Source organism: Rhodococcus sp. P4_B6 (assembly GCF_056402215.1).
This window is the reverse complement of the sequence record NZ_JBFUHV010000097.1, coordinates 13,397-32,277: the sequence shown is the minus strand read 5'-3', so window position 1 is coordinate 32,277 and position 18,881 is coordinate 13,397. Positions and strand designations below refer to the sequence as shown.

The following is an 18,881-nucleotide window of genomic DNA, read 5'->3' as shown; positions in this document are numbered from 1 at the left end:
ATGCCGCTGGACGTGCGGGAGTGGGCGTGCCGGTGCGGCGTCGTCCATGATCGGGATGTGAACGCGGCGAGGAATATTTTGGCCGTCGGACTGGCGGTGGCAGCCTGCGGAGACGGTGTGAGACCGCCTCGCACATAACGTGCGGGGTGGCGACTGTCGGTGAAACAGGAACCTCGGGACGCGAGTCTCGAGGGGAATCTCGGTCGTTCACGGCCGAGAGGAAGTCAAGTAATCCATGCCCCGGTAAATCAACGAGGTAGGTGGGAACCAGGTGACGAAGAACCACCGCGTCGACGTGAGCCAGAACTGCCCCAGGTATATTCCCCACAGCTTGTGCCGGCCGAGGACGGTGGCGACATCGTTCCGGGTCACCTCCGGACGCTCGCGTTCCTCCTCCACGAGGTCGACGTGCCAGGACAAGCACGGACTGCAACCATGAGAGAAGGAAGGGAGCAGGGCCAGTTCGATGAACTGTCCGGAGGTGTAGAAACCGATCACGATCGTACGTTCATGCTCGGGTACCAGGCCGTCGCGACCCGGCTGTTGATCGGGATACGCGGGCGCCCCCGAACACGCCGACCAGCAGTCGCAACGCGATGAGCGCCACGAGGCCGCCGATGACCCCATGCACGCGGTCGCGATCGAGCAGAGGATGAGGGCAGGCGGGGCAGAGCAGTCTCGGGGGAATCCGGTCGACGAGCCATCCACCGGGAATCTGCAGCGCTGCATACGTCCAGCCGAAGGCCGACAGCAGAAGTCCCCAGTCCGTACATGCCCGACGAGCGGATGCGCGGCCTCGTGCCGGTCGTGTGCCGGGCCGCCGGACGGATCTCCGCGGCGCTCGGCTATCGGGAGATCTGAGCCGGCGACCGGTCAGCGGTACCGGCCCTCGCAGGCCTGCTCGCCTCCGAGCACGCCGGTGCGGAAGGCGTCGACCCGGGAGAACCCGCTCGGCACGGTCTCCCCGTTCACGTCACTGGCGGCGAGTCCGTCGGTGAGCAGTCCCGAGACCGCCTCGTCGAGGTCGCCGGGGGACAACCACACGCTGCCCTCCGCCAGGGTGGCCGGACTGGCCGGGCTCAGCGCGCTGGTGATGACACCGGACAGGCAGGCGGCCCGCAGCGCGGTCTGCGGTGAGTGCAGATCGTCGCCCCGGTCCCGCTGCAACGCCAGGGTGTACCGCGAGGCGAGCAGGACGTACGCGTTGTAGTCGCCGGTGAGCTTGGTCTGGAACAGTTCACGACGGCCCGGGCGTCCCGGTGTGCCGCGTTCGGCGAGGGCGTCGACACTGACCCCGATCGTGTTGGTGGCCGGGCAGTACGACACCGGTTCCGTCACGTCGGCGTCCGCGCAGTCGAGGTCGGCGCCGTCGAGTTGCAGCGTGGGCGGATCGCTGAGATCGAAGATCTGCTGGAACGACGTGAAGAACGCCTCGACGGACTCGTCGGTGACGGGAAGTTCGCCGTCGTCGGTGTCGTCGGCGAAGCGCTGCGGCAGATCCGCGCGCCGCGAGTCGATCTCCTTCTCGTCGATGCGCGTGCACGCTGCCGGTCCGTCCGTGAATCCGATCTGGGTGGCGGTGACTCGTTCGAACGCCGAGCCGTGCACGTTGTCCGGATCGTTCGGGTCGGTGTCACCGATCGCCACTGCCGACGCCAGTACCTTGTTGAGGCCGTCCGACGTGTTCAGCGTGAAATGGGGCGCCTTGTCTTCCGCGATGTGCCGCATGAATGCCCCCGCGAAACAGTCGGCCTGCTGTTCCCGCACGATGCCGCCGCCCACGTTCTCGTCGGCGATTCCCGCCTTCGTCTGGACGGCGTGCCCGTACTCGTGGGCCAGCACGAAGACGGCGGCGACGATGCCGAACTTCTCCACGACCTCCGGCAGCAGCAGCGCGCGGTCCCAGCCGATGGTGTGGTCGGTGCTGCAGTAGCCGGCGTTGAGGAGTTCCTTGGTGCTGTCTCCGCAGAACCGGGGGCCGTCGGAATCCCGCGGATCCCAGGAGATCAGCTCCTCCACCGGCTCGAACGTGCGCTGGAACAGTGCCGGGAACTCGGTGCGCCAGTAACTCTCGATGTCGCTCACCGCGTTGGCCGCCATCGTGTCGATCTCACCGCCGTCGGTGCCGGTGACGGGGAGGTCGGCGGCGGGCGCGCCCTTGCGGGCACCGCTCGGACCCGACGTGGCGTCGAGGCCCGCCACCTTGAACGGATCGTCGTAGATGGACGCGGCCTCACCGTCCACCGAACGCGTGCACCCCGACAGTACGACCGCAGTCGCGGCCAGAACGCTCACGCTCGCAGCCCACAGCCGACGTCGGGTCAGCAAGGCCGTGCCTTCATCAACGCTCCAGACTCATCCAGATCGCTCCGTTCGCGGGCAGTGCCACCTCCGCGGAGGCGGGACGGCCGTGCCACGGCTGCGAAGTTGCCGTCACCGCACCGAGATTTCCCCAACCCGATCCTGCGTAGACCTCGGCGTCGGTGTTGAGAATTTCACGCCATTCGCCCCGTTCTGGCAAGCCCACACGATAATTCGCGTGCGCGGAACCCGAGAAATTGAACAGGCACGCCAGAATCGACCCGTCGGTGCCGTAACGCAGGAAGCTCAGGACGTTGTTCGCCGTGTCGTTGGCGTCGATCCAGGAGAACCCACCCGGTGACGTGTCGAGCGTCCACAACGCCGGGTGCTCGCGGTACGTGGCGTTGAGGTCGTGGACGAGCCGGAGCAGACCGCGGTGGAAGCCGCCCGTATACGGGTCGTCGAGCTGATACCAGTCGAGTCCGCGTTCCTCGGACCACTCCGCGGTCTGCCCGAACTCCTGACCCATGAACAGCAGTTGCTTGCCGGGGTGCGACCACATGTACGCCAGCAGGGCCCGCACGCCGGCGGCCTTCGACCAGTCGTCGCCGGGCATCCGCGTCCACAGCGTGCCCTTCCCGTGCACCACCTCGTCGTGGCTGATGGGGAGCAGATAGTTCTCGCTCCACGCGTACATCAGGGAGAACGTGATCTCGTGATGGTGATAGCTGCGGTGGACGGGATCGTGCGCCAGGAACCCGAGGGTGTCGTGCATCCACCCCATGTTCCATTTCATGTTGAACCCGAGTCCGCCGACGTTGGTCGCGCGGGTGACACCCGGCCACGCCGTCGATTCCTCGGCGATGGTGACGACCCCGCGGTGCTGCTTGTGGACCGTGGCGTTGGTCTCCTGCAGAAACGCGACCGCCTCCAGGTTCTCCCGGCCGCCGTGGATGTTCGGTGTCCAGCCGCCCTCCGGCCGCGAATAGTCGAGGTACAGCATCGACGCGACCGCGTCGACGCGCAGACCGTCCACATGGAACTCGTCGAGCCAGTACAGCGCATTGGCGACGAGGAAGTTGCGGACCTCGCGACGCCCGAAATCGAACACGTACGTTCCCCAGTCGAGTTGCTCGCCGCGCTGGGGATCGCTGTGCTCGTAGAGCGGTGTGCCGTCGAACCGGGCCAGCGCCCACTCGTCCTTGGGGAAGTGGGCAGGCACCCAGTCGACGATGACGCCGATGCCGGCGGCGTGCAGGTGGTCGACGAACCACCGGAAGTCGTCGGGCGAGCCGAACCGTGAGGTGGGCGCGTAGTACGACGTCACCTGGTATCCCCAGGACCCGCCGAACGGGTGCTCGGCGACCGGCAGCAGTTCGACGTGCGTGAACCCCGTCTCCGTGACGTGGGCGGCGAGTTGCTCGGCCATCTCGCGGTAGTTCAGCCCCGGTCGCCACGAACCGAGGTGCACCTCGTACACGCTCATCGGGGACTGCGCGGGCTCGGTGGCCGCCCGCTGCGCCAGCCACTCGGCGTCGTTCCATTCGTACGTGCTCACCGACACCCGGGACGCGGTCGCGGGAGGGACCTCCGTCGCGAAGGCCATGGGGTCGGCCTTGTCGCGCACACTGCCGTCGGGGCCGTGGACCCGGAACTTGTACAGGTCGCCGACCTCGATCCCGGGGACGAACAACTCCCACACCCCCGTCGACCCGAGCACCCGCATCGGGAAGTTCCGGCCGCTCCACCCGTCGAAATCGCCGATCACGCTCACCCCGCGGGCATTGGGCGCCCACACGGCGAACGACGTGCCGGTGACGGTGCCGTCGGGGGTGTCGTAGCGGCGGCGGTGCGCGCCGAGGATCTCCCACAGCCGCTCGTGCCTGCCCTCACCGAACAGGTGCAGGTCGAGTTCGCCGAGCGTCGGCAGGAACCGGTAGCCGTCGGCGGAGACGTCGTTGTGACCACCCGGCCACGTCGTGGACAGCCGGTAGTCCATCAGGTCCCGGTACGGCACCAGCGCGCCCCACACACCGTGCGCGAGGTGTTCCAGCGAGAAACTCGTCCCACCGATGACGGCGTCGACGGCCTCGGCGTAGGGGCGCAGCGCGCGGATCACCGTGCCCTCGGGATGTGGGTGCGCGCCCAGGATCGAGTGCGGGTTGTGGTGCTCGCCCCGGGCCAGCAGGTCGAGGTCGGCGGCGTCGGGTGCGATGGCGACAGGCGGTTCGACGGTCACTATGTACCTCCGCGGTAGGCCAGCTTCGTTCTGGCCGGATAGGGAATCGACGGTAATGCCAGGATATGGGCCACGGCCCGCCACGGTTCGAGGCGCACGAAGTTGGTCTGCCCCCAGTGATACTGCTCCCCGGTGACCTCGTCGAGCACGGTCAGGTGGTCGTGCCAGTCGCGGCCGAGCGCCGGCATGTCCAGCCACACGTTGCCCTGCTCGGCGCCGTACGGGTTGAGATTGATCACCGTCAGCACGGCGTCGCCGGTGGTGGCGTCGAACTTGGAGTACGCGATCAGGGCGTCGTTGTCGACGTGGTGGAAATGGATGTTGCGCAACTGCTGCAGCGCCGGATGCTGCCTGCGGATCCGGTTGAGCGCGGTGATCCACGGTTCCAGGGACTCGCCGCGGGCGGCCGCTCCCTCGAAGTCACGGGGACGCAGCTGGTACTTCTCCGAGTCGAGGTACTCCTCACTGCCCGGACGCACCGGAACATGTTCGTACAGTTCGTAACCCGAGTACACGCCCCACGTGGGCGACAGGGTCGCCGCCAGCGCGGCGCGCAGCGCGAACATTCCCGGACCGCCGGTCTGCAGGCTCTCGTGCAGGATGTCCGGGGTGTTGACGAAGAGGTTGGGGCGCGCCTCGTCGGCCTTGGCGGCGATCTCCTTGCCGAACTCCGTCAACTCCCACTTGGCCGTCCGCCACGTGAAATACGTGTAGGACTGCGTGAACCCGCGGCGGGCGAGACCGTACAGTCGTGCCGGACGGGTGAACGCCTCGGACAGGAACAGGACGTCCGGATCCGACTTTTTGACCTCGGCGATCAGCCACTCCCAGAAGTCCGCCGGTTTGGTGTGCGGGTTGTCGACCCGGAAGATCTTGACGCCCGCCGCAACCCAGTGCCGCACGACCCGCAGGACCTCCGCGTAGATGCCGTCGCGGTCGTCGTCGAAGTTGACCGGGTAGATGTCCTGATACTTCTTCGGCGGGTTCTCGGCGTAGGCGATGGTGCCGTCGGGAAGGACGGTGAACCATTCCGGGTGCTTCTTCGCCCAGGGATGGTCCGGTGCGGCCTGCAGGGCCAGGTCGATCGCCACCTCCAGGTTCAGCTTCCGGGCGGCGGCGATGAACGCCTTGAAATCGCGCAGCGTCCCGAGCTCGGGATGGATCGCGTCGTGGCCGCCCTCGTCCGAGCCGATCGCCCACGGCGAACCGACGTCCTCGGGGCCCGGGGTCAGCGTGTTGTTGGGGCCCTTCCGGTTGATCTTTCCCACCGGGTGGATGGGCGGCAGGTACACCACGTCGAAACCCATCGACGCGATCCGGGGAAGCGCCGCCGCGGACGTCGCGAACGTGCCGTGCCGGGGCCTGCCGTTCTCGTCCCGGCCGCCGGTGGATCGCGGGAAGAACTCGTACCACGACCCGAACAGCGCCCGCGTGCGATCGACGAGCACGGTGTGCGCCTCGCTCTTCGTGACCAGTTCGCGCAGCGGATGCGCGCGCAGCAGTTCGGTCACGTCCGATCCGAACGCCGGAGCCACCCGCTCGGAGAGGTGACGGTCGGAACGCAGCGACGCCGCGACCCCGGTCAGTCGTGAACGGTCCCCGCGGGGGACGCCCTTCGCGGCACGCTCGAACAACCGTGCACCGATCTCGAGGTCGTTGGCCAGTTCGGCCGGACCCTGTCCCACCGCGAGCTTCGCCTCGACCCCGTGCTTCCACGTGGTGACCGGATCGCTCCAGGCCTCGATTCGGAACGTCCAGAGACCCTCGCCGGTCGGGGTGAAGGAACCGTCGACCGTGTCGGGCACCGGACCGCTGGTCATGGGAATCCGGAACGTCGCCGAGCCGCCGGACGAAGCACTGCGCGGCCCCCGCACCGCCAGTGTGGCGGCCACGGCGTCGTGACCTTCGCGCCACACGGTTGCCCGGACGGGAAACACCTCACCCACAACGGCCTTGGCGGGAAAGCGGCCGCACCCGACGTTCGGTTCCACGTCGTCGATTCCGAGTCGACCTGTCACACTGGGCTCCGTTCCATAGCCGGAAGTTGCCGGCGGCTCGTGGGCTGGGCCGCCCGTTCAACCGTAGTGGAGTCGACCGGTTCCTGTCCGTATTGGAGATCTGACGCCCACCCGGCCCGACACGGCGCGACGACGCCCGCAGTGCGTTATCGTTCGCGAGGTGAAAGCCTTGCGTCGGTTCACTGTCCGAGCCCACCTTCCGGAGCGGCTCGCTGCCCTCGGTCCGCTGTCCACCAATCTTCGCTGGTCGTGGCATCCGGCCACGCAGGAACTGTTCGGATTGCTGGACGAGGACCTGTGGCGGCAGGTGCAGTTCGACCCGGTCCGGATGCTCGGTGAGGTCGATCCCGCCCGCCTGGACGAACTGGCCGAGGACGTCGCGTTCCTGGCCCGGCTCGACGCCGCGGCCGCCGACCTCGACGACTACCTGTCCCGGCCCCGCTGGTATCAGAACCAGCAGGCCAAGGGAGTGTCGCTGGACGGCGGGATCGCATATTTCTCAATGGAGTTCGGGGTCAGCGAAGTGCTGCCCAACTACTCCGGCGGCCTCGGAATTCTCGCCGGCGACCACCTGAAGGCGGCATCCGATCTGGGACTGCCGCTGATCGGTGTCGGGTTGTTGTACCGCTCGGGATACTTCCGGCAGTCGCTGACCGCGGACGGCTGGCAGGCCGAGCACTACCCGCCGCACGACCCGCAGGGCCTGCCGCTGCGCCTGCTCACCGAGTCCGGGCCGCAGTCGTCCGACGGGGCGCCCGTCCTCGTGCACGTCGCGGTACCCGGCGGTCGGGTGCTGCGTGCCCGCGTGTGGATCGCCCAGGTGGGGCGCGTCCCGCTGCTGCTGCTCGACTCCGACATCGCGGAGAACGACGCCGAGATGCGGGGCGTCACCGACCGCCTGTACGGCGGCGACCAGGACCACCGCATCAAACAGGAGATCCTCGCCGGCATCGGCGGCGTCCGCGCGGTGCGCGCCTACACCCACGCCTACGGCCTGCCCGATCCCGCCGTCTTCCACATGAACGAAGGTCACGCCGGTTTCCTCGGCATCGAGCGGATCCGCGAACTGGTCACCACCGGCGGGCTCGACTTCGACGAGGCGCTGGCCACGGTCCGCGCCGGCACCGTCTTCACGACCCACACCCCCGTTCCCGCGGGAATCGACCGGTTCCCGGCCGACCTCGTGCGGCACTACTTCGGCGGCGACAACGGGGCGAACGAATCGTCCCTGCTGCCGGGGCTGACGATCGACCGGATCCTCGGACTCGGGCGCGAATCGGATCCGTCCGTGTTCAACATGGCCCACATGGGCCTGCGTCTCGGGCAGCGAGCGAACGGTGTGTCCAAGCTGCACGGCATCGTCAGCCGGGAGATGTTCCAGCCGCTGTGGCAGGGCTTCGACGCCGGAGAGGTGCCGATCGGCTCGGTCACCAACGGTGTCCACGCGCCCACCTGGGCCGCACCCGAATGGATCGATCTCGCCACCCGCATCCTCGGCCCCGAACTGGTCGAGGAGGCCCGCGGCTGGGAGCGGCTGCAGGATCTGTCCGCCGAGGAGCTGTGGGCGACCCGCAACGCGCTGCGCGGAAAACTCGTCGAGGAGGTGCGCCGGCGGGTCCGGGCGTCCTGGATCGAACGCGGCGCGACGTCCGCCGAACTCGGCTGGACGAACGAGGTGTTCGACCCGAACGTGCTCACCGTCGGCTTCGCCCGGCGCGTGCCCACCTACAAGCGTCTGACGCTGATGCTGCGCGACCCCGAACGGCTGCGGGCACTGCTCCTCGACGAGGAGCGTCCGGTACAGCTTGTGGTCGCCGGGAAGAGTCACCCCGCCGACGACGGCGGCAAAGCCCTCATCCAGCAGGTCGTGCGGTTCGCCGACGCCGCCGACGTCCGGCACCGCATCACCTTCCTCCCCGACTACGACATGTCGATGGCGCGGTACCTCTACTGGGGTTGCGACGTGTGGCTCAACAACCCGCTGCGCCCGCTCGAAGCGTGCGGCACGTCGGGGATGAAGTCGGCGCTCAACGGCGGACTGAACCTGTCGATCCGCGACGGCTGGTGGGACGAGATGTTCGACGGCGAGAACGGCTGGGCCATCCCGACCGCGGACGGCGTCGTCGACGAGACCCGGCGCGACGACCTCGAGGCCAGCGCACTGTACGAACTGCTCGAGCGCGCCGTCCTGCCGAGGTTCTACGACCGCGCGGACGGACTGCCGGTGCGCTGGGTGGAGATGGTGCGTCACACGCTGCAGAATCTGGGCCCCAAGGTGCTCGCGTCGCGGATGGTGCGCGACTACGCCGTCCAGTACTACGCGCCCGCGGCCGAATCGGCTCGGACGGTGGCGGCGGAGAACTTCGCCGGCGCCCGCGAACTCGCCGCGTTCCGTCGACGCGTCGAGGCGGCATGGCCTGCGGTGACGGTCCTGCAGGTCGACGGCGCGGGGCTGCCCGACACTCCCGAGATCGGAGCGAATCTGGTGCTCCGCGCCCGTATCCGCCTCGGTGAACTGTCCGTCGACGACGTCACCGTGCAGGCCGTGATCGGCAAGGCCGGACCGGACGAGGAGCTCACCGACATCGTTACGGTCCCGATGACGCATTCGGCGTCGGACGAGTCGGGGGAGTTGTTCGTCGCCGACCTGGCGCTGCCGCTGTCCGGCTCGGTCGGGTACACGGTGCGGGTGCTTCCGCACCACGATCTGCTCGTCGATCCGTCGGAACTGGGCCTGGTGACGGTGCCGAACCCTTGACCGGCTCCACTGAGCCGGCCGGGGTTCGTCCCGGCACGGTTTACGGGCCGACGTCCCGGCGCCGGAAGCCGGCGACGCCGGCGAGGAACAGGGCCGCCGCCAGAATCAGCAGAACGGCGAGGGGGGCGGCCGCGAAGCTTTCGGCAGGCAGCGCCGGCGTGTAGTGGAAGGGGGAGAGAATCCCGAACCAGTCCGGGAGGACCTCCCCGAACATTCCGGCGACGAGAACGTAGCCCACGAACGCCCACAGAGCCGGCAGCGCGCGAGGGATCAGCCCGTAGACGGCCGCGCACGATCCGACGATCACGAGCACTGCCGGCACCGTGTTCAGGGCCGCGCCGGTCAACCGGCCGAGCGCGCCCGCATCGGACAGCGTGAACGCCGCGGTGATCCCCATGCCGACCCCGGCCATCACTGCGATCGCGACGGCCGCGGCCGCGATGACGACCAGCTGGCCACCGAGCCACCGCGCCCGCGACACGGGGGTGGCCAGTGCCTCCTCGGCGCGACCGGACGATTCCTCCGAGCGGATCGACACGACGGCACCGACGGCGTACATCGCGGCCATCACCACCAGGAACACCAGATACAGGGCGAACGCGCCGTCGGCGGCCGCCGCGGCGCCACCCGGCAGCAGCTGTGCGAGATCGGGATCCTGTCCGATGAAATCGCTGATCTGCCTGCCGAGGGAACCGATGGGCAGCGACAGAGCGAACACGCCGACACCCCAGGCGAGGATCTGGCCGCGCTGCTGGCGCGCCGCGAGCGCAGTGACTCCGGTGAGGCGGGGGGACGCCTCGGCGCGCCCGCCCCGCGGCGGGAGGAGTCCCGCCCCGACGTCCCGGCGACCGATGGCGCCATACGCGCAGATGACGGTCAGCGCCGCCGCGACGACGCCGATCAGCAACGGCCACCATCGTTCGTCGACGTACGCGCGGGTGGCCTGCGACCAGCCGATCGGCGACACCCACGTCAGCAGGCTCCCGCTGTGTCCCTGCTGCACGTCGCCCACCGCCCGAAGCAGGTACGCGACGACGACCGCGCAGATTCCGGCACCGCTTGCCGCGCGGGCGTGTTCGGTGAGCTGCGACGCCAGCGCCGACAGCGCGGTGAACACCAGACCCACGACCAGCACACCCGCCGACATGTTCAGCGAACCCACCGGAGGCAGACCCACGGCGAGCAACCCGATGACCAGCAGCAGCGCGACGAACACATTGGCGAGGGCCGCCGAGATCAGTCCCGCCGTGATTCCCGCGTACCGCCCGACGACGCCGGCGCGCACCAGTTCCGCGCGCCCGGTCTCCTCCTCCGTCCGCAGATGCCGCGTCACCAGCAGCACCGACATGATCGCCACGGCCACCATCGTCATGCCGGCGATCTCGTTGGCGACCATCGCACCCAGCGTGTAGTCGTCCAGGCCGTAGCCCGGCCCGGCAAGGGCGGTGGCGGCCGGGGACGAGATGAGTTCGGCACGGGCCTGCCGGGATTCGGCGGTCGGGTAGATGGTGGAGTAACTCGACGCGAGCAGGACGGTGAGACCGGCCACCGCGACCGTCCACACCGGAATCCGGACCCGGTCGGTGCGCACCGCCAGTTCGGCGAGCACACCCGTCCCGCTCAGCTGACTCACTGCGACCGTCCGATCCCGAGCGCCTCGACCTCGTCGCGGTACTCGCGGAGGAACAGGTCCTCCAACGTCGGCGGGTTGGCGGTGATCGAGACGATGCCCAGCCCCGTCAACGTGGTCATGACCGGGTCGATCTGATCGGAATCGACGTCGAACGTCACCGTGTTCGCGTCCTCACCCTTCTGCAGGTTGTGCACACCGGGGACGTTCCCGATCGGATTGGGCTTGATCCGGGTGGTCGCCGTCACCGTCGTCCGGGTGAGATGCCGCAGCTCGGACAATGTTCCCGCCTGCACCGTCCTCCCCGCCCGGATGATGGTCACGGCGTGGCACAGCGCATCCACCTCGGCGAGGATGTGGCTGGACAGCAGCACCGTGCGTCCGCCGCGCGCGAATTCGGTGATGCACTCCTGAAACACCGCCTCCATCAACGGGTCCAGGCCCGACGTCGGCTCGTCGAGGATGAGGAGTTCGGTGTCGGCGGCGAGCGCGGCCACGAGGGCGACCTTCTGCCGGTTGCCCTTCGAATAGGTGCGGCCCTTCCGGGTGGGGTCGAGTTCGAACCGCTCGATCAGCGACGCGCGCCGCGCCGGATCGAGTCCGCCGCGCAGTCGCCCGAGAAGGTCGATCGCCTCGCCGCCGGACAGGTTGGGCCACAGGTTCACTTCGCCCGGCACATAGGCGAGCCGCCGATGCACGGGTACGGAATCACGCCACGGATCGGAACCGAGAACGGACGCCGAACCCCCGTCGGCGCGCAGCAGACCGAGGAGCACCCGGATGGTCGTGGACTTGCCCGCGCCGTTGGGTCCGAGGAATCCGTGCACCTCGCCCGGCTTCACCTCCAGGTCGAGGCCGTCGAGGGCGAGCACTTCACCGAACTTCTTGGTGAGTCCGCGGACTGAGATCGCAAGGTCCATCGGTCGAGCATAGGTGCGCACCGATCCGCTGTCCGACTCAGTGCGGAGCAGCGTTTCAGGGGCGTGAGTCGCGGATCCGTCCCAGCGCCTTGCGCACGACCTCCGGATCCGACGTCTCCCAGAACGGTGGCAGCGATGCCCGCAGATACCCGGCGTACCGGGCGGTGGCGAGCCGCGGATCGAGGACCGCCACCACACCCTTGTCGTCGACGCTGCGCAGCAGACGTCCCACACCCTGCGCGAGCAGCAGCGCCGCGTGATTGGCTGCGACGGAAAGGAACCCGTTGCCGCCGCGCGACTCGACCGCCTTCTGCCGGGCGACCAGCAACGGGTCGTCGGGGCGGGGGAACGGGATGCGGTCGAGGATCACCAGGCTCAGGGACGGACCCGGCACGTCGACGCCCTGCCACAGCGACAACGTGCCGAACAGCGACGTCGGCTCGTCGCCGGCGAACGCCCGGACGAGGGCGCCCGTCGAGTCGTCACCCTGGCAGAGGATCGGGGTGTCGAGCCGGTCGCGCATCGCCTCCGACGCGGCCTTCGCGGCCCGCATCGACGAGAACAATCCCRGCGTCCGCCCGCCCGCCGCCTCGACGAGTTCGGCGATCTCGTCGAGATACGTGGGGGACAGGCCGTCCCGCCCCGGCGGCGGCAGTTGCTTCGCGATGTAGATGATGCCGGCGCGGGCGTGGTCGAACGGCGACCCGACGTCGAGGGCGTTCCACTTGAGCGTGCCCGTGTCGGACGGCGCCTCGGACCCGGTGGCCATCGCCGGATCGATCACGACGGACGACTCCGCGGGAAGTCCCCAGTTGACCGCGAGGCCGTCGAAGGACCCGCCGACGGTCAGCGTGGCGGACGTGAGGACCACGGTCGATTCCGCGAACAGCCGGGAACGTAGCAGCCCGCCGACCGACAGCGGCGCCATCCGCACCACCCGGCGGATCGAACCGCGGTTGTCGTCGGCGGCCAGCCACACCACGTCGTGGCGCTTCGCCGGATCCGGCTCGTCGAACGCGCTGAGAACCCGGACGGCGCTGTCGTGAACCTCCTCGACCGACGCGAGCGCGGTGTTGCGGGCGGCGGCCGCCTCCGGGTCGCTCAACGCCATGCCCGGACGGGACGGGCCGATGGCCGTGCGCAGCGCCCAGGCGGCGTCGCGGACAGCGGCGAGCGCGGGCGCCGCACCGGGCGGCAATGCCTCCCACCGCTCGGGCCGCAACTCCTCGAGCAGCGCCGCCCAGCCCTCGCCCGCCGCCTCGAGACGATCGGCGTCCTGCTCCTCGACGAGCTTCGCGCAGCGCCGCGCCGCGGCACTGATCGTCGACGCCGCCAACTCCGCGGTGGCAACGTTGGTGACGCGGTCGACCAGTTCGTGTGCCTCGTCGATGACCACGACGTCGTGTTCGGGGAGGATCGCGATTCCGGTGATGGCGTCGATGGCGAGCAGGGCGTGGTTGGTGACCACGACGTCGACCTGCGACGCCTCCGCGCGGGCCCGCTCCGCGAAGCAGTCCTCGCCGACCGGGCAGCGGGACTTGCCGAGGCACTCCCGGGCCGTGACGCTGACCTGGCGCCACGCCTTGTCGCTGACTCCGGGGGCCAGGTCGTCGCGGTCGCCGGTCTCGGTGTCCGAGGACCACTCGGTGAGGCGCTGGACCTCACGGCCGAGCCGGGACACCGCGAACGGGTCGAACAGCTCGTCGGCCGGTGGCTCCTCCGCAGTCCCGGTGTGGATCTTGTTCATGCACAGATAGTTGTTGCGGCCCTTGAGGATCGCGAAATGCGGCCTGCGGCCGAGTGAACCCTGCAGCGCGTCCGCGAGCCGCGGCATGTCGCGGTCGATCAGCTGACGCTGCAGCGCGATGGTGGCCGTCGAGACGATGACCGTCTTGCCGCTCTGCACGGCGTGCCGGACGCTCGGCACGAGGTAGGCGAGCGACTTGCCGGTACCCGTACCGGCCTGGACGGCCAGATGCTCCCCGGTGTCGATCGAATGCGCGACGGCGGAAGCCATGGTCAGCTGGTTGGACCGCTCGGCACCGCCCAGCGACCGCACCGCCGTGCGCAACAGCTCGGGGACGTTGGGGAGGTTTTCAGGCACCCGAGCAGGTTACTCGGGACCTACGTCAGAAATCGTCACGCGGTCCGAGGGGACGTCCGCGTCGCGCCCTACGAGGCGCACCCCGGCGGCCCGCATCGCGGTGATCGCGGCCTCGACGGTCGCGGGCGCCACACCCGCGGTGAGGGGGAGCAGCACGCGCGTCGGGAAGCCGGCGGCCACGGCGTCGAGTGCCGTCGCGACCACGCAGTGATCGGTGGCGATCCCCACGATGTCGACCTCGGTGACCCCGGCCGCACGCAGCCATTTCTCCAGGGTCTGGCCGTCGGAGTTCGTGCCCTCGAAGCCCGAGTACGCCGCCGAGAACTCGCCCTTGGAGAACACCGACTCGATGCCGCTCCGATCGAGGTCCGGGTGGAACTCCGCGCCGTGGGTTCCCGATTTGCAGTGCACCGGCCAGGTGTCGACGTAGTCCGGTTCTTCGGAGAAGTGGTGGCCCGGGTCGATGTGGTGGTCGATGGTGGCCGCGATCGCGTCGTAGACGGCTCCGGTCAGGAAGCGGCTGATCGCCGCCGCGACCGCGGAACCGCCCTCGACGGCGAGGGAGCCGCCCTCGCAGAAGTCGTTCTGGACGTCGACCACGAGCAGCGCCCGCCGGGCGTCGGTGCTCTCGATGTCGCTCATGGTGCCCTCCTGGATTCGGGTTCGGCGAAGCGCACGGGGATCGCGGGCTCGCCGTGGGAGAGCTTCAAACCCTCCCACGGGAGACTGACGAGGCCCGCCGCCAGGAGGGATCTGCTGTCCTCCAGAGTAGTCGCCTCGCAGGCGGTCTCACCGCCCCGCACCAGCGGGACCAGCAGTTCTGTCACCTCGAGGCCTGCCGCGCCGGGCGCGTCGGAGTGGGCCGGGTACACCACCTCCTCCACCAGGGTTCCGGTGTCGCGGGCGAACCGCACCGCCTTCTTGACGCCGCCCCGCGACGCCTTGTTGCTGCTCCGCTTCTCGACGGGGATGCCGTCCACCTCGACGAGTTTGTAGACCATTCCCGCGGTCGGCGCACCCGACCCGACGACGACGGACGTGCCGACCCCGTAGACGTCGACCGGTTCGGCCCGCAACGCGGCTACGGCGTACTCGTCGAGGTCGCCGGACACGACGATCTTCGTGCCGGTCGCCCCGAGGCCGTCGAGTTGCCCGCGCACCTGCCGGGCGAGAACACCCAGATCGCCGGAGTCGATCCGGACACCCCCGAGACCGGGGCCCGCGACCTCGACGRCCGTCTCGACGCCCGCGGTGATGTCGTACGTGTCGACGAGGAGCGTGGTTCCGACTCCGAGTGCCGCGACCTGCGCGCGGAACGCCGCCGCCTCGTCCGGCCCGTCCGGGGTGGTGTGCAACAAGGTGAACGCGTGCGCACTGGTGCCCGCACCGGGAACGCCGTGCCTGCGGACCGCCTCCAGGTTCGACGTGGCCGTGAAACCCGCCAGGTACGCGGCGCGCGAGGCCGCGACCGCCGATTCCTCGTGGGTGCGCCGCGAACCCATCTCGATCATCGGGCGTCCGTCGGCGGCGCTGACCATCCGTGCGGCGGCGGACGCGATCGCGCTGTCGTGGTTGAGGATCGACAGGATCAGCGTCTCGAGCAGCACGCATTCGGCGAACGTTCCGCGGACGGACAGGATCGGGGAACCGGGAAAGTAGAAGTCGCCCTCGCGGTAGCCGTCGATGTCGCCGCCGAACCGATAGTCACGCAGCCATTCGACGGTTGCGTCGTCGAGGAAGCGGGAGACGATCTCGAGTTCCGGATCGCCGAAGCGGAAGTTCGACAGCGCCGCGACCAGGCGGGCGGTGCCGGCGACGATTCCGTAGCGGCGACCGTCCGGAAGGCGGCGGGCGAACACCTCGAAGCTGCAGTGACGGTGGGCGGAACCGTCGGCGAGGGCCGCCGACAGCATCGTCAACTCGTACTGGTCGGTGAACAAGGCGGTGCTGTCTCTGGACACCCGGCCACTGTAAGCCGCGGTGTCGCCGGGCGGTGGAGCGTCGTACCCTTGTGTCATGGCTCATTGCTCGACGACAGCTCCATTCGTGGATGCCATGCCGGCATCGCCGCAGGTCACCCCTGCAGAGTCGGAGGTCGTCGAGGTCGATGAAGCCAATGATCGTCCCTGGGTCACCGTGGTGTGGGACGATCCGGTGAATTTGATGCACTACGTCACCTACATTTTCCAGAAGCTCTTCGGGTACAGCAAAGCGAAGGCGACGGAACTGATGATGCAGGTGCATTCCGAGGGGAAGGCCGTGGTGTCGAGCGGCTCCCGCGACAAGGTCGAAAACGATGTACGCAAGCTGCACGCGGCGGGCCTGTGGGCCACGATGCAGCGGGACAGCAGCTAACTTTCCGTTCGGACAGTAAGGAACTCGGTACACGACGTGCGGATGTGGAGCAGGAAGAACTCGCTCGGGGGCATGAAGCTGCGCTCGGAGATGGACGCGCACGAGGCGACGGTGCTGCGATCGCTGGTCGCCTCCGTCCTCGGCCTCCTCGAGGAGCGGGCGGCGTCGGCCCCGGCCGACGAACTCGCCGCGCTCACCGGGATGCGGACGGGCAACACGACGGCACCCGACGAGGAGGTCCTCGCCCGGCTGCTGCCCGACTTCCACCGCCCCGACATGGACGCGCCGGACGACGACGAGATCCGCGCCGAATCGAAGGCCGACGTCAACGGTGCGCTGCGCGGACTCCACGAACCGGAGATCATCGACGCCAAGCTGGCCGCGGGCTCGGTCATCCTGCACACCGTCCCGGAGAACGGCGGCAAGGTTCTGCTCACGCCGGAGCAGGCCGACGCCTGGCTCAGCGGTCTCAACGACGTCCGGCTGGCGCTGGGGACCAACCTCGGCATCGACGCCGACACGCCCGACGAACTCGATCCGGGTGATCCCCGCGCCCCGCACCTCGACATCTACCACTGGCTGACCTGGATGCAGGACTCGCTCGTTCAGGCACTGGCGCCGTGACGGGCACGACGCCGGGCCGCACCGATTCGCTCGTCGATGTGGTCGGCCTGAGCGTCGGGCACCACCACCAACTCGATCCGGACGCCGCACTCGGCAGCGGTGCCGCCACCGGGTGCACGGTCGTCCTCGCCCCGCACGGCGCGACCGGAGCGGTCGACGTCCGCGGCGGCGGGCCGGGCACCCGGGAAACCGACCTTCTCGACCCCAGCCACAGCGTCCGGAAGGTGCACGCGATCGTCCTCACCGGCGGCAGCGCGTACGGGCTCGCCGCCGCGGACGGCGTCATGCGTTGGCTGGAGGAGCACGGTCACGGAATCGCCATGGGGGAGCCCGATCAGGTGGTCCCGATCGTCCCCGCCGCCGTCATCTTCGATCTGCCGGTCGGCGACTGGCGCACCCGTCCCACCGCCGAATTCGGGTACCGGGCAGCGGATTCTGCGTCGCACACCGTGCTCTCCGGTTCGGTGGGTGCCGGGGTCGGGGCGCGTGCGGGCGCGATCAAGGGCGGGGTCGGAACGGCGAGCGTCGTCATCACGGACGGTCCGGCGAAGGGCATCACCGTGTCCGCGCTGATGGTGGCCAATCCCGTCGGTACCGTGTTCGATCCGGCGACGGGGCTGCCGTGGGGTGTCGCCACCGTGGGCGCAGCCGCGTTCGGGCTCCGGGCGCCGGTCGCGGCCGAGGTGTCGGCGGCACGCGAACTGATGGCCAAGGCCACCGTCCTCAACACGACCATCGGGGTCGTCGCGACCGACGCCGCCCTGGGTAAGGCGGCGTTGCGCCGCGTCGCCGTGGCCGGACACGACGGGCTCGCCCGCGCGATCCGGCCCGCGCATTCGCCGCTCGACGGCGACACGATCTTCGCGCTCGCCACCGGCATCCACCCGGTGCACCACCCGGCCGGGGTGCCCGACGCGTTCCCGCCCGATCTGCCCGTCGTCGACGCCGTCTGCACCGCTGCCGCCGAAGTGGTCGAGAAGGCCGTCGTCGACGCCGTCCTCAGCGCCACCCCCGTCGCGGGAATTCCCACGTACCGCGAACTGTTCCCCTCGGCACTGCGTTCCTGACGCGGTCCCGGCCGATCGGTGGCCGAGTCGCCGGTCCGCACCTAGGATGGCGCTCACGGAGGTGGTTGACGTGCTGGTGATTCGATCGGACTTCGTCGAGGCGATGGTCGCGCACGCGCGCGCCGACCACCCGGACGAGGCGTGCGGGGTCATCGCCGGGCCGGAGGGCTCCGACCGCCCCGAACGGCACATCCCGATGATCAACGCCGAACGGTCGCCGACGTTCTACCGATTCGACTCCGGTGAGCAACTGAAGGTGTGGCGGGCGATGGACGACGCCGACGAGGTGCCCGTCGTGATCTACCACTCGCACACCGCCACCGAGGCGTACCCCAGCCGGACCGACATCTCCTTCGCATCCGAACCGGACGCCCACTACGTGCTGATCTCCACCCGCGACCCCGACGCCCACGAACTGCGCAGCTACCGCATCGTCGACGGCGTCGTCACCGAGGAACCCGTCGACGTGGTGCAGAGCTACAAGTTCGCCCACACATCGGTCGCGGACGTCCCCGACAAGTGACGACTCCGTCCCTCGCGACGGTCCCGCGGCAGAAAGACACCCACATCCCGAGGAGCCGACCATGGCTGTCACAGTTTCGATCCCCACCATCCTGCGTTCCCACACCGGCGGCGAAAAGCGGGTGGAGGCAACAGGTCCCACACTTTCCGCCGTCATCGACGACCTCGACGGCAACTACGGCGGCATCAAGGACCGCCTGATCGACGGCGGCCGACTGCACCGGTTCGTCAACGTGTACGTCAACGACGAGGACGTCCGATTCTCGGGCGGACTCGACACCGAGGTGGCCGACGGGGATTCCGTGACCATCCTGCCCGCCGTCGCCGGAGGCTGAGCGCGGCC

At 69.3% G+C, this 18,881-nt stretch carries 16 protein-coding genes; 7 read left to right on the top strand and 9 right to left on the bottom strand.

Annotation, left to right across the window (positions count from 1 at the left end; genetic code table 11):
- On the top strand, window positions 1–138 hold a 138-nt coding region (locus tag AC1DWT_RS32740; protein WP_477923834.1), incomplete at its 5' end, for a zinc ribbon domain-containing protein.
- Window positions 139–207: 69 nt separating this feature from the next.
- Here AC1DWT_RS32740 and AC1DWT_RS32735 read toward each other — a convergent pair.
- The 4 genes from AC1DWT_RS32735 to AC1DWT_RS32720 all read right to left on the bottom strand — a co-directional run bounded on the left by AC1DWT_RS32735 (window position 208) and on the right by AC1DWT_RS32720 (window position 6,558).
- Entirely contained in the window at window positions 208–498 is a 291-nt protein-coding gene (locus AC1DWT_RS32735) for a hypothetical protein (RefSeq protein WP_072946984.1), read from the bottom strand.
- 375 nt (window positions 499–873) lie between these two features.
- A complete protein-coding gene (locus AC1DWT_RS32730) occupies window positions 874–2,295 on the bottom strand; it encodes a neutral zinc metallopeptidase (protein WP_083395819.1) in 1,422 nt (473 codons plus the stop codon).
- A 46-nt stretch (window positions 2,296–2,341) separates the two neighbouring features.
- The gene (gene glgB / locus AC1DWT_RS32725) at window positions 2,342–4,540 is read right to left on the bottom strand and encodes a 1,4-alpha-glucan branching protein GlgB (protein ID WP_072946986.1); all 2,199 of its coding nucleotides are present in this window, start codon (window positions 4,538–4,540) and stop codon (window positions 2,342–2,344) included.
- Window positions 4,540–6,558, bottom strand: coding sequence for an alpha-1,4-glucan--maltose-1-phosphate maltosyltransferase (locus tag AC1DWT_RS32720; protein WP_206012778.1), 2,019 nt, complete (start codon window positions 6,556–6,558; stop codon window positions 4,540–4,542). The genes glgB and AC1DWT_RS32720 overlap by 1 nt, the downstream gene beginning before the upstream one ends.
- A gap of 160 nt (window positions 6,559–6,718) precedes the next feature.
- Between AC1DWT_RS32720 and glgP the strand changes: the two genes are divergently transcribed.
- A complete protein-coding gene (gene glgP, locus AC1DWT_RS32715; protein ID WP_206012777.1) occupies window positions 6,719–9,316 on the top strand; it encodes an alpha-glucan family phosphorylase in 2,598 nt (865 codons plus the stop codon).
- Between the two features lie 40 nt (window positions 9,317–9,356).
- Here glgP and AC1DWT_RS32710 read toward each other — a convergent pair whose 3' ends face one another.
- From AC1DWT_RS32710 to AC1DWT_RS32690, 5 genes are read right to left on the bottom strand one after another with little or no spacing between them, the layout of a single operon-like run.
- Entirely contained in the window at window positions 9,357–10,949 is a 1,593-nt protein-coding gene (locus tag AC1DWT_RS32710; RefSeq protein ID WP_241031281.1) for an ABC transporter permease, read from the bottom strand.
- Entirely contained in the window at window positions 10,946–11,866 is a 921-nt protein-coding gene (locus AC1DWT_RS32705; RefSeq protein ID WP_072946992.1) for an ABC transporter ATP-binding protein, read from the bottom strand. Before AC1DWT_RS32705 ends, AC1DWT_RS32710 begins: the two co-directional genes overlap by 4 nt.
- 55 nt (window positions 11,867–11,921) lie before the next feature.
- Complete coding sequence (locus AC1DWT_RS32700) at window positions 11,922–13,970, bottom strand: ATP-dependent DNA helicase (protein WP_477923830.1); 2,049 nt, start codon at window positions 13,968–13,970, stop codon at window positions 11,922–11,924.
- A gap of 9 nt (window positions 13,971–13,979) precedes the next feature.
- On the bottom strand, window positions 13,980–14,612 hold the full coding sequence (locus AC1DWT_RS32695; RefSeq protein WP_072946997.1) for an isochorismatase family protein: 633 nt from the start codon (window positions 14,610–14,612) through the stop codon (window positions 13,980–13,982).
- Window positions 14,609–15,988 (bottom strand): nicotinate phosphoribosyltransferase, encoded by a 1,380-nt coding sequence (locus AC1DWT_RS32690; protein ID WP_477923827.1) that lies wholly within the window; start codon window positions 15,986–15,988, stop codon window positions 14,609–14,611. Before AC1DWT_RS32690 ends, AC1DWT_RS32695 begins: the two co-directional genes overlap by 4 nt.
- On the opposite strand from AC1DWT_RS32690, the gene clpS reads away from it, so the two are divergent.
- The 5 genes from clpS (at window position 15,987) to AC1DWT_RS32665 (ending at window position 18,873) form a co-directional block, all read left to right on the top strand.
- Window positions 15,987–16,325, top strand: coding sequence for an ATP-dependent Clp protease adapter ClpS (clpS, locus tag AC1DWT_RS32685; RefSeq protein ID WP_072947001.1), 339 nt, complete (start codon window positions 15,987–15,989; stop codon window positions 16,323–16,325). The two genes, AC1DWT_RS32690 and clpS, sit on opposite strands and share 2 nt — an antisense overlap.
- Window positions 16,326–16,361: 36 nt before the next feature.
- Window positions 16,362–16,949 (top strand): oxidative stress transcriptional regulator AosR, encoded by a 588-nt coding sequence (gene aosR / locus AC1DWT_RS32680; protein WP_206012776.1) that lies wholly within the window; start codon window positions 16,362–16,364, stop codon window positions 16,947–16,949.
- Window positions 16,946–18,016 carry a P1 family peptidase gene (locus AC1DWT_RS32675; protein WP_206012775.1) on the top strand — a complete coding sequence of 357 codons (1,071 nt, stop codon included), beginning with the start codon at window positions 16,946–16,948 and terminating at the stop codon, window positions 18,014–18,016. Before aosR ends, AC1DWT_RS32675 begins: the two co-directional genes overlap by 4 nt.
- 46 nt (window positions 18,017–18,062) lie before the next feature.
- Window positions 18,063–18,539 (top strand): M67 family metallopeptidase, encoded by a 477-nt coding sequence (locus tag AC1DWT_RS32670; protein ID WP_095864953.1) that lies wholly within the window; start codon window positions 18,063–18,065, stop codon window positions 18,537–18,539.
- A gap of 61 nt (window positions 18,540–18,600) precedes the next feature.
- Window positions 18,601–18,873 carry a MoaD/ThiS family protein gene (locus AC1DWT_RS32665; protein WP_072947006.1) on the top strand — a complete coding sequence of 91 codons (273 nt, stop codon included), beginning with the start codon at window positions 18,601–18,603 and terminating at the stop codon, window positions 18,871–18,873.
- The last annotated feature ends 8 nt before the right edge of the window (window positions 18,874–18,881 follow it).

What these genes read in the sequence shown, in the direction of transcription:
- clpS (WP_072947001.1), top strand. Translation starts at nt 15,987, where the DNA reads ATGGCTCATTGCTCGACGACAGCTCCATTCGTGGATGCCATGCCGGCA.
- AC1DWT_RS32705 (WP_072946992.1), bottom strand. Translation starts at nt 11,866, where the DNA reads ATGGACCTTGCGATCTCAGTCCGCGGACTCACCAAGAAGTTCGGTGAA.
- AC1DWT_RS32665 (WP_072947006.1), top strand. Translation starts at nt 18,601, where the DNA reads ATGGCTGTCACAGTTTCGATCCCCACCATCCTGCGTTCCCACACCGGC.
- AC1DWT_RS32670 (WP_095864953.1), top strand. Translation starts at nt 18,063, where the DNA reads ATGGCGCTCACGGAGGTGGTTGACGTGCTGGTGATTCGATCGGACTTC.
- AC1DWT_RS32695 (WP_072946997.1), bottom strand. Translation starts at nt 14,612, where the DNA reads ATGAGCGACATCGAGAGCACCGACGCCCGGCGGGCGCTGCTCGTGGTC.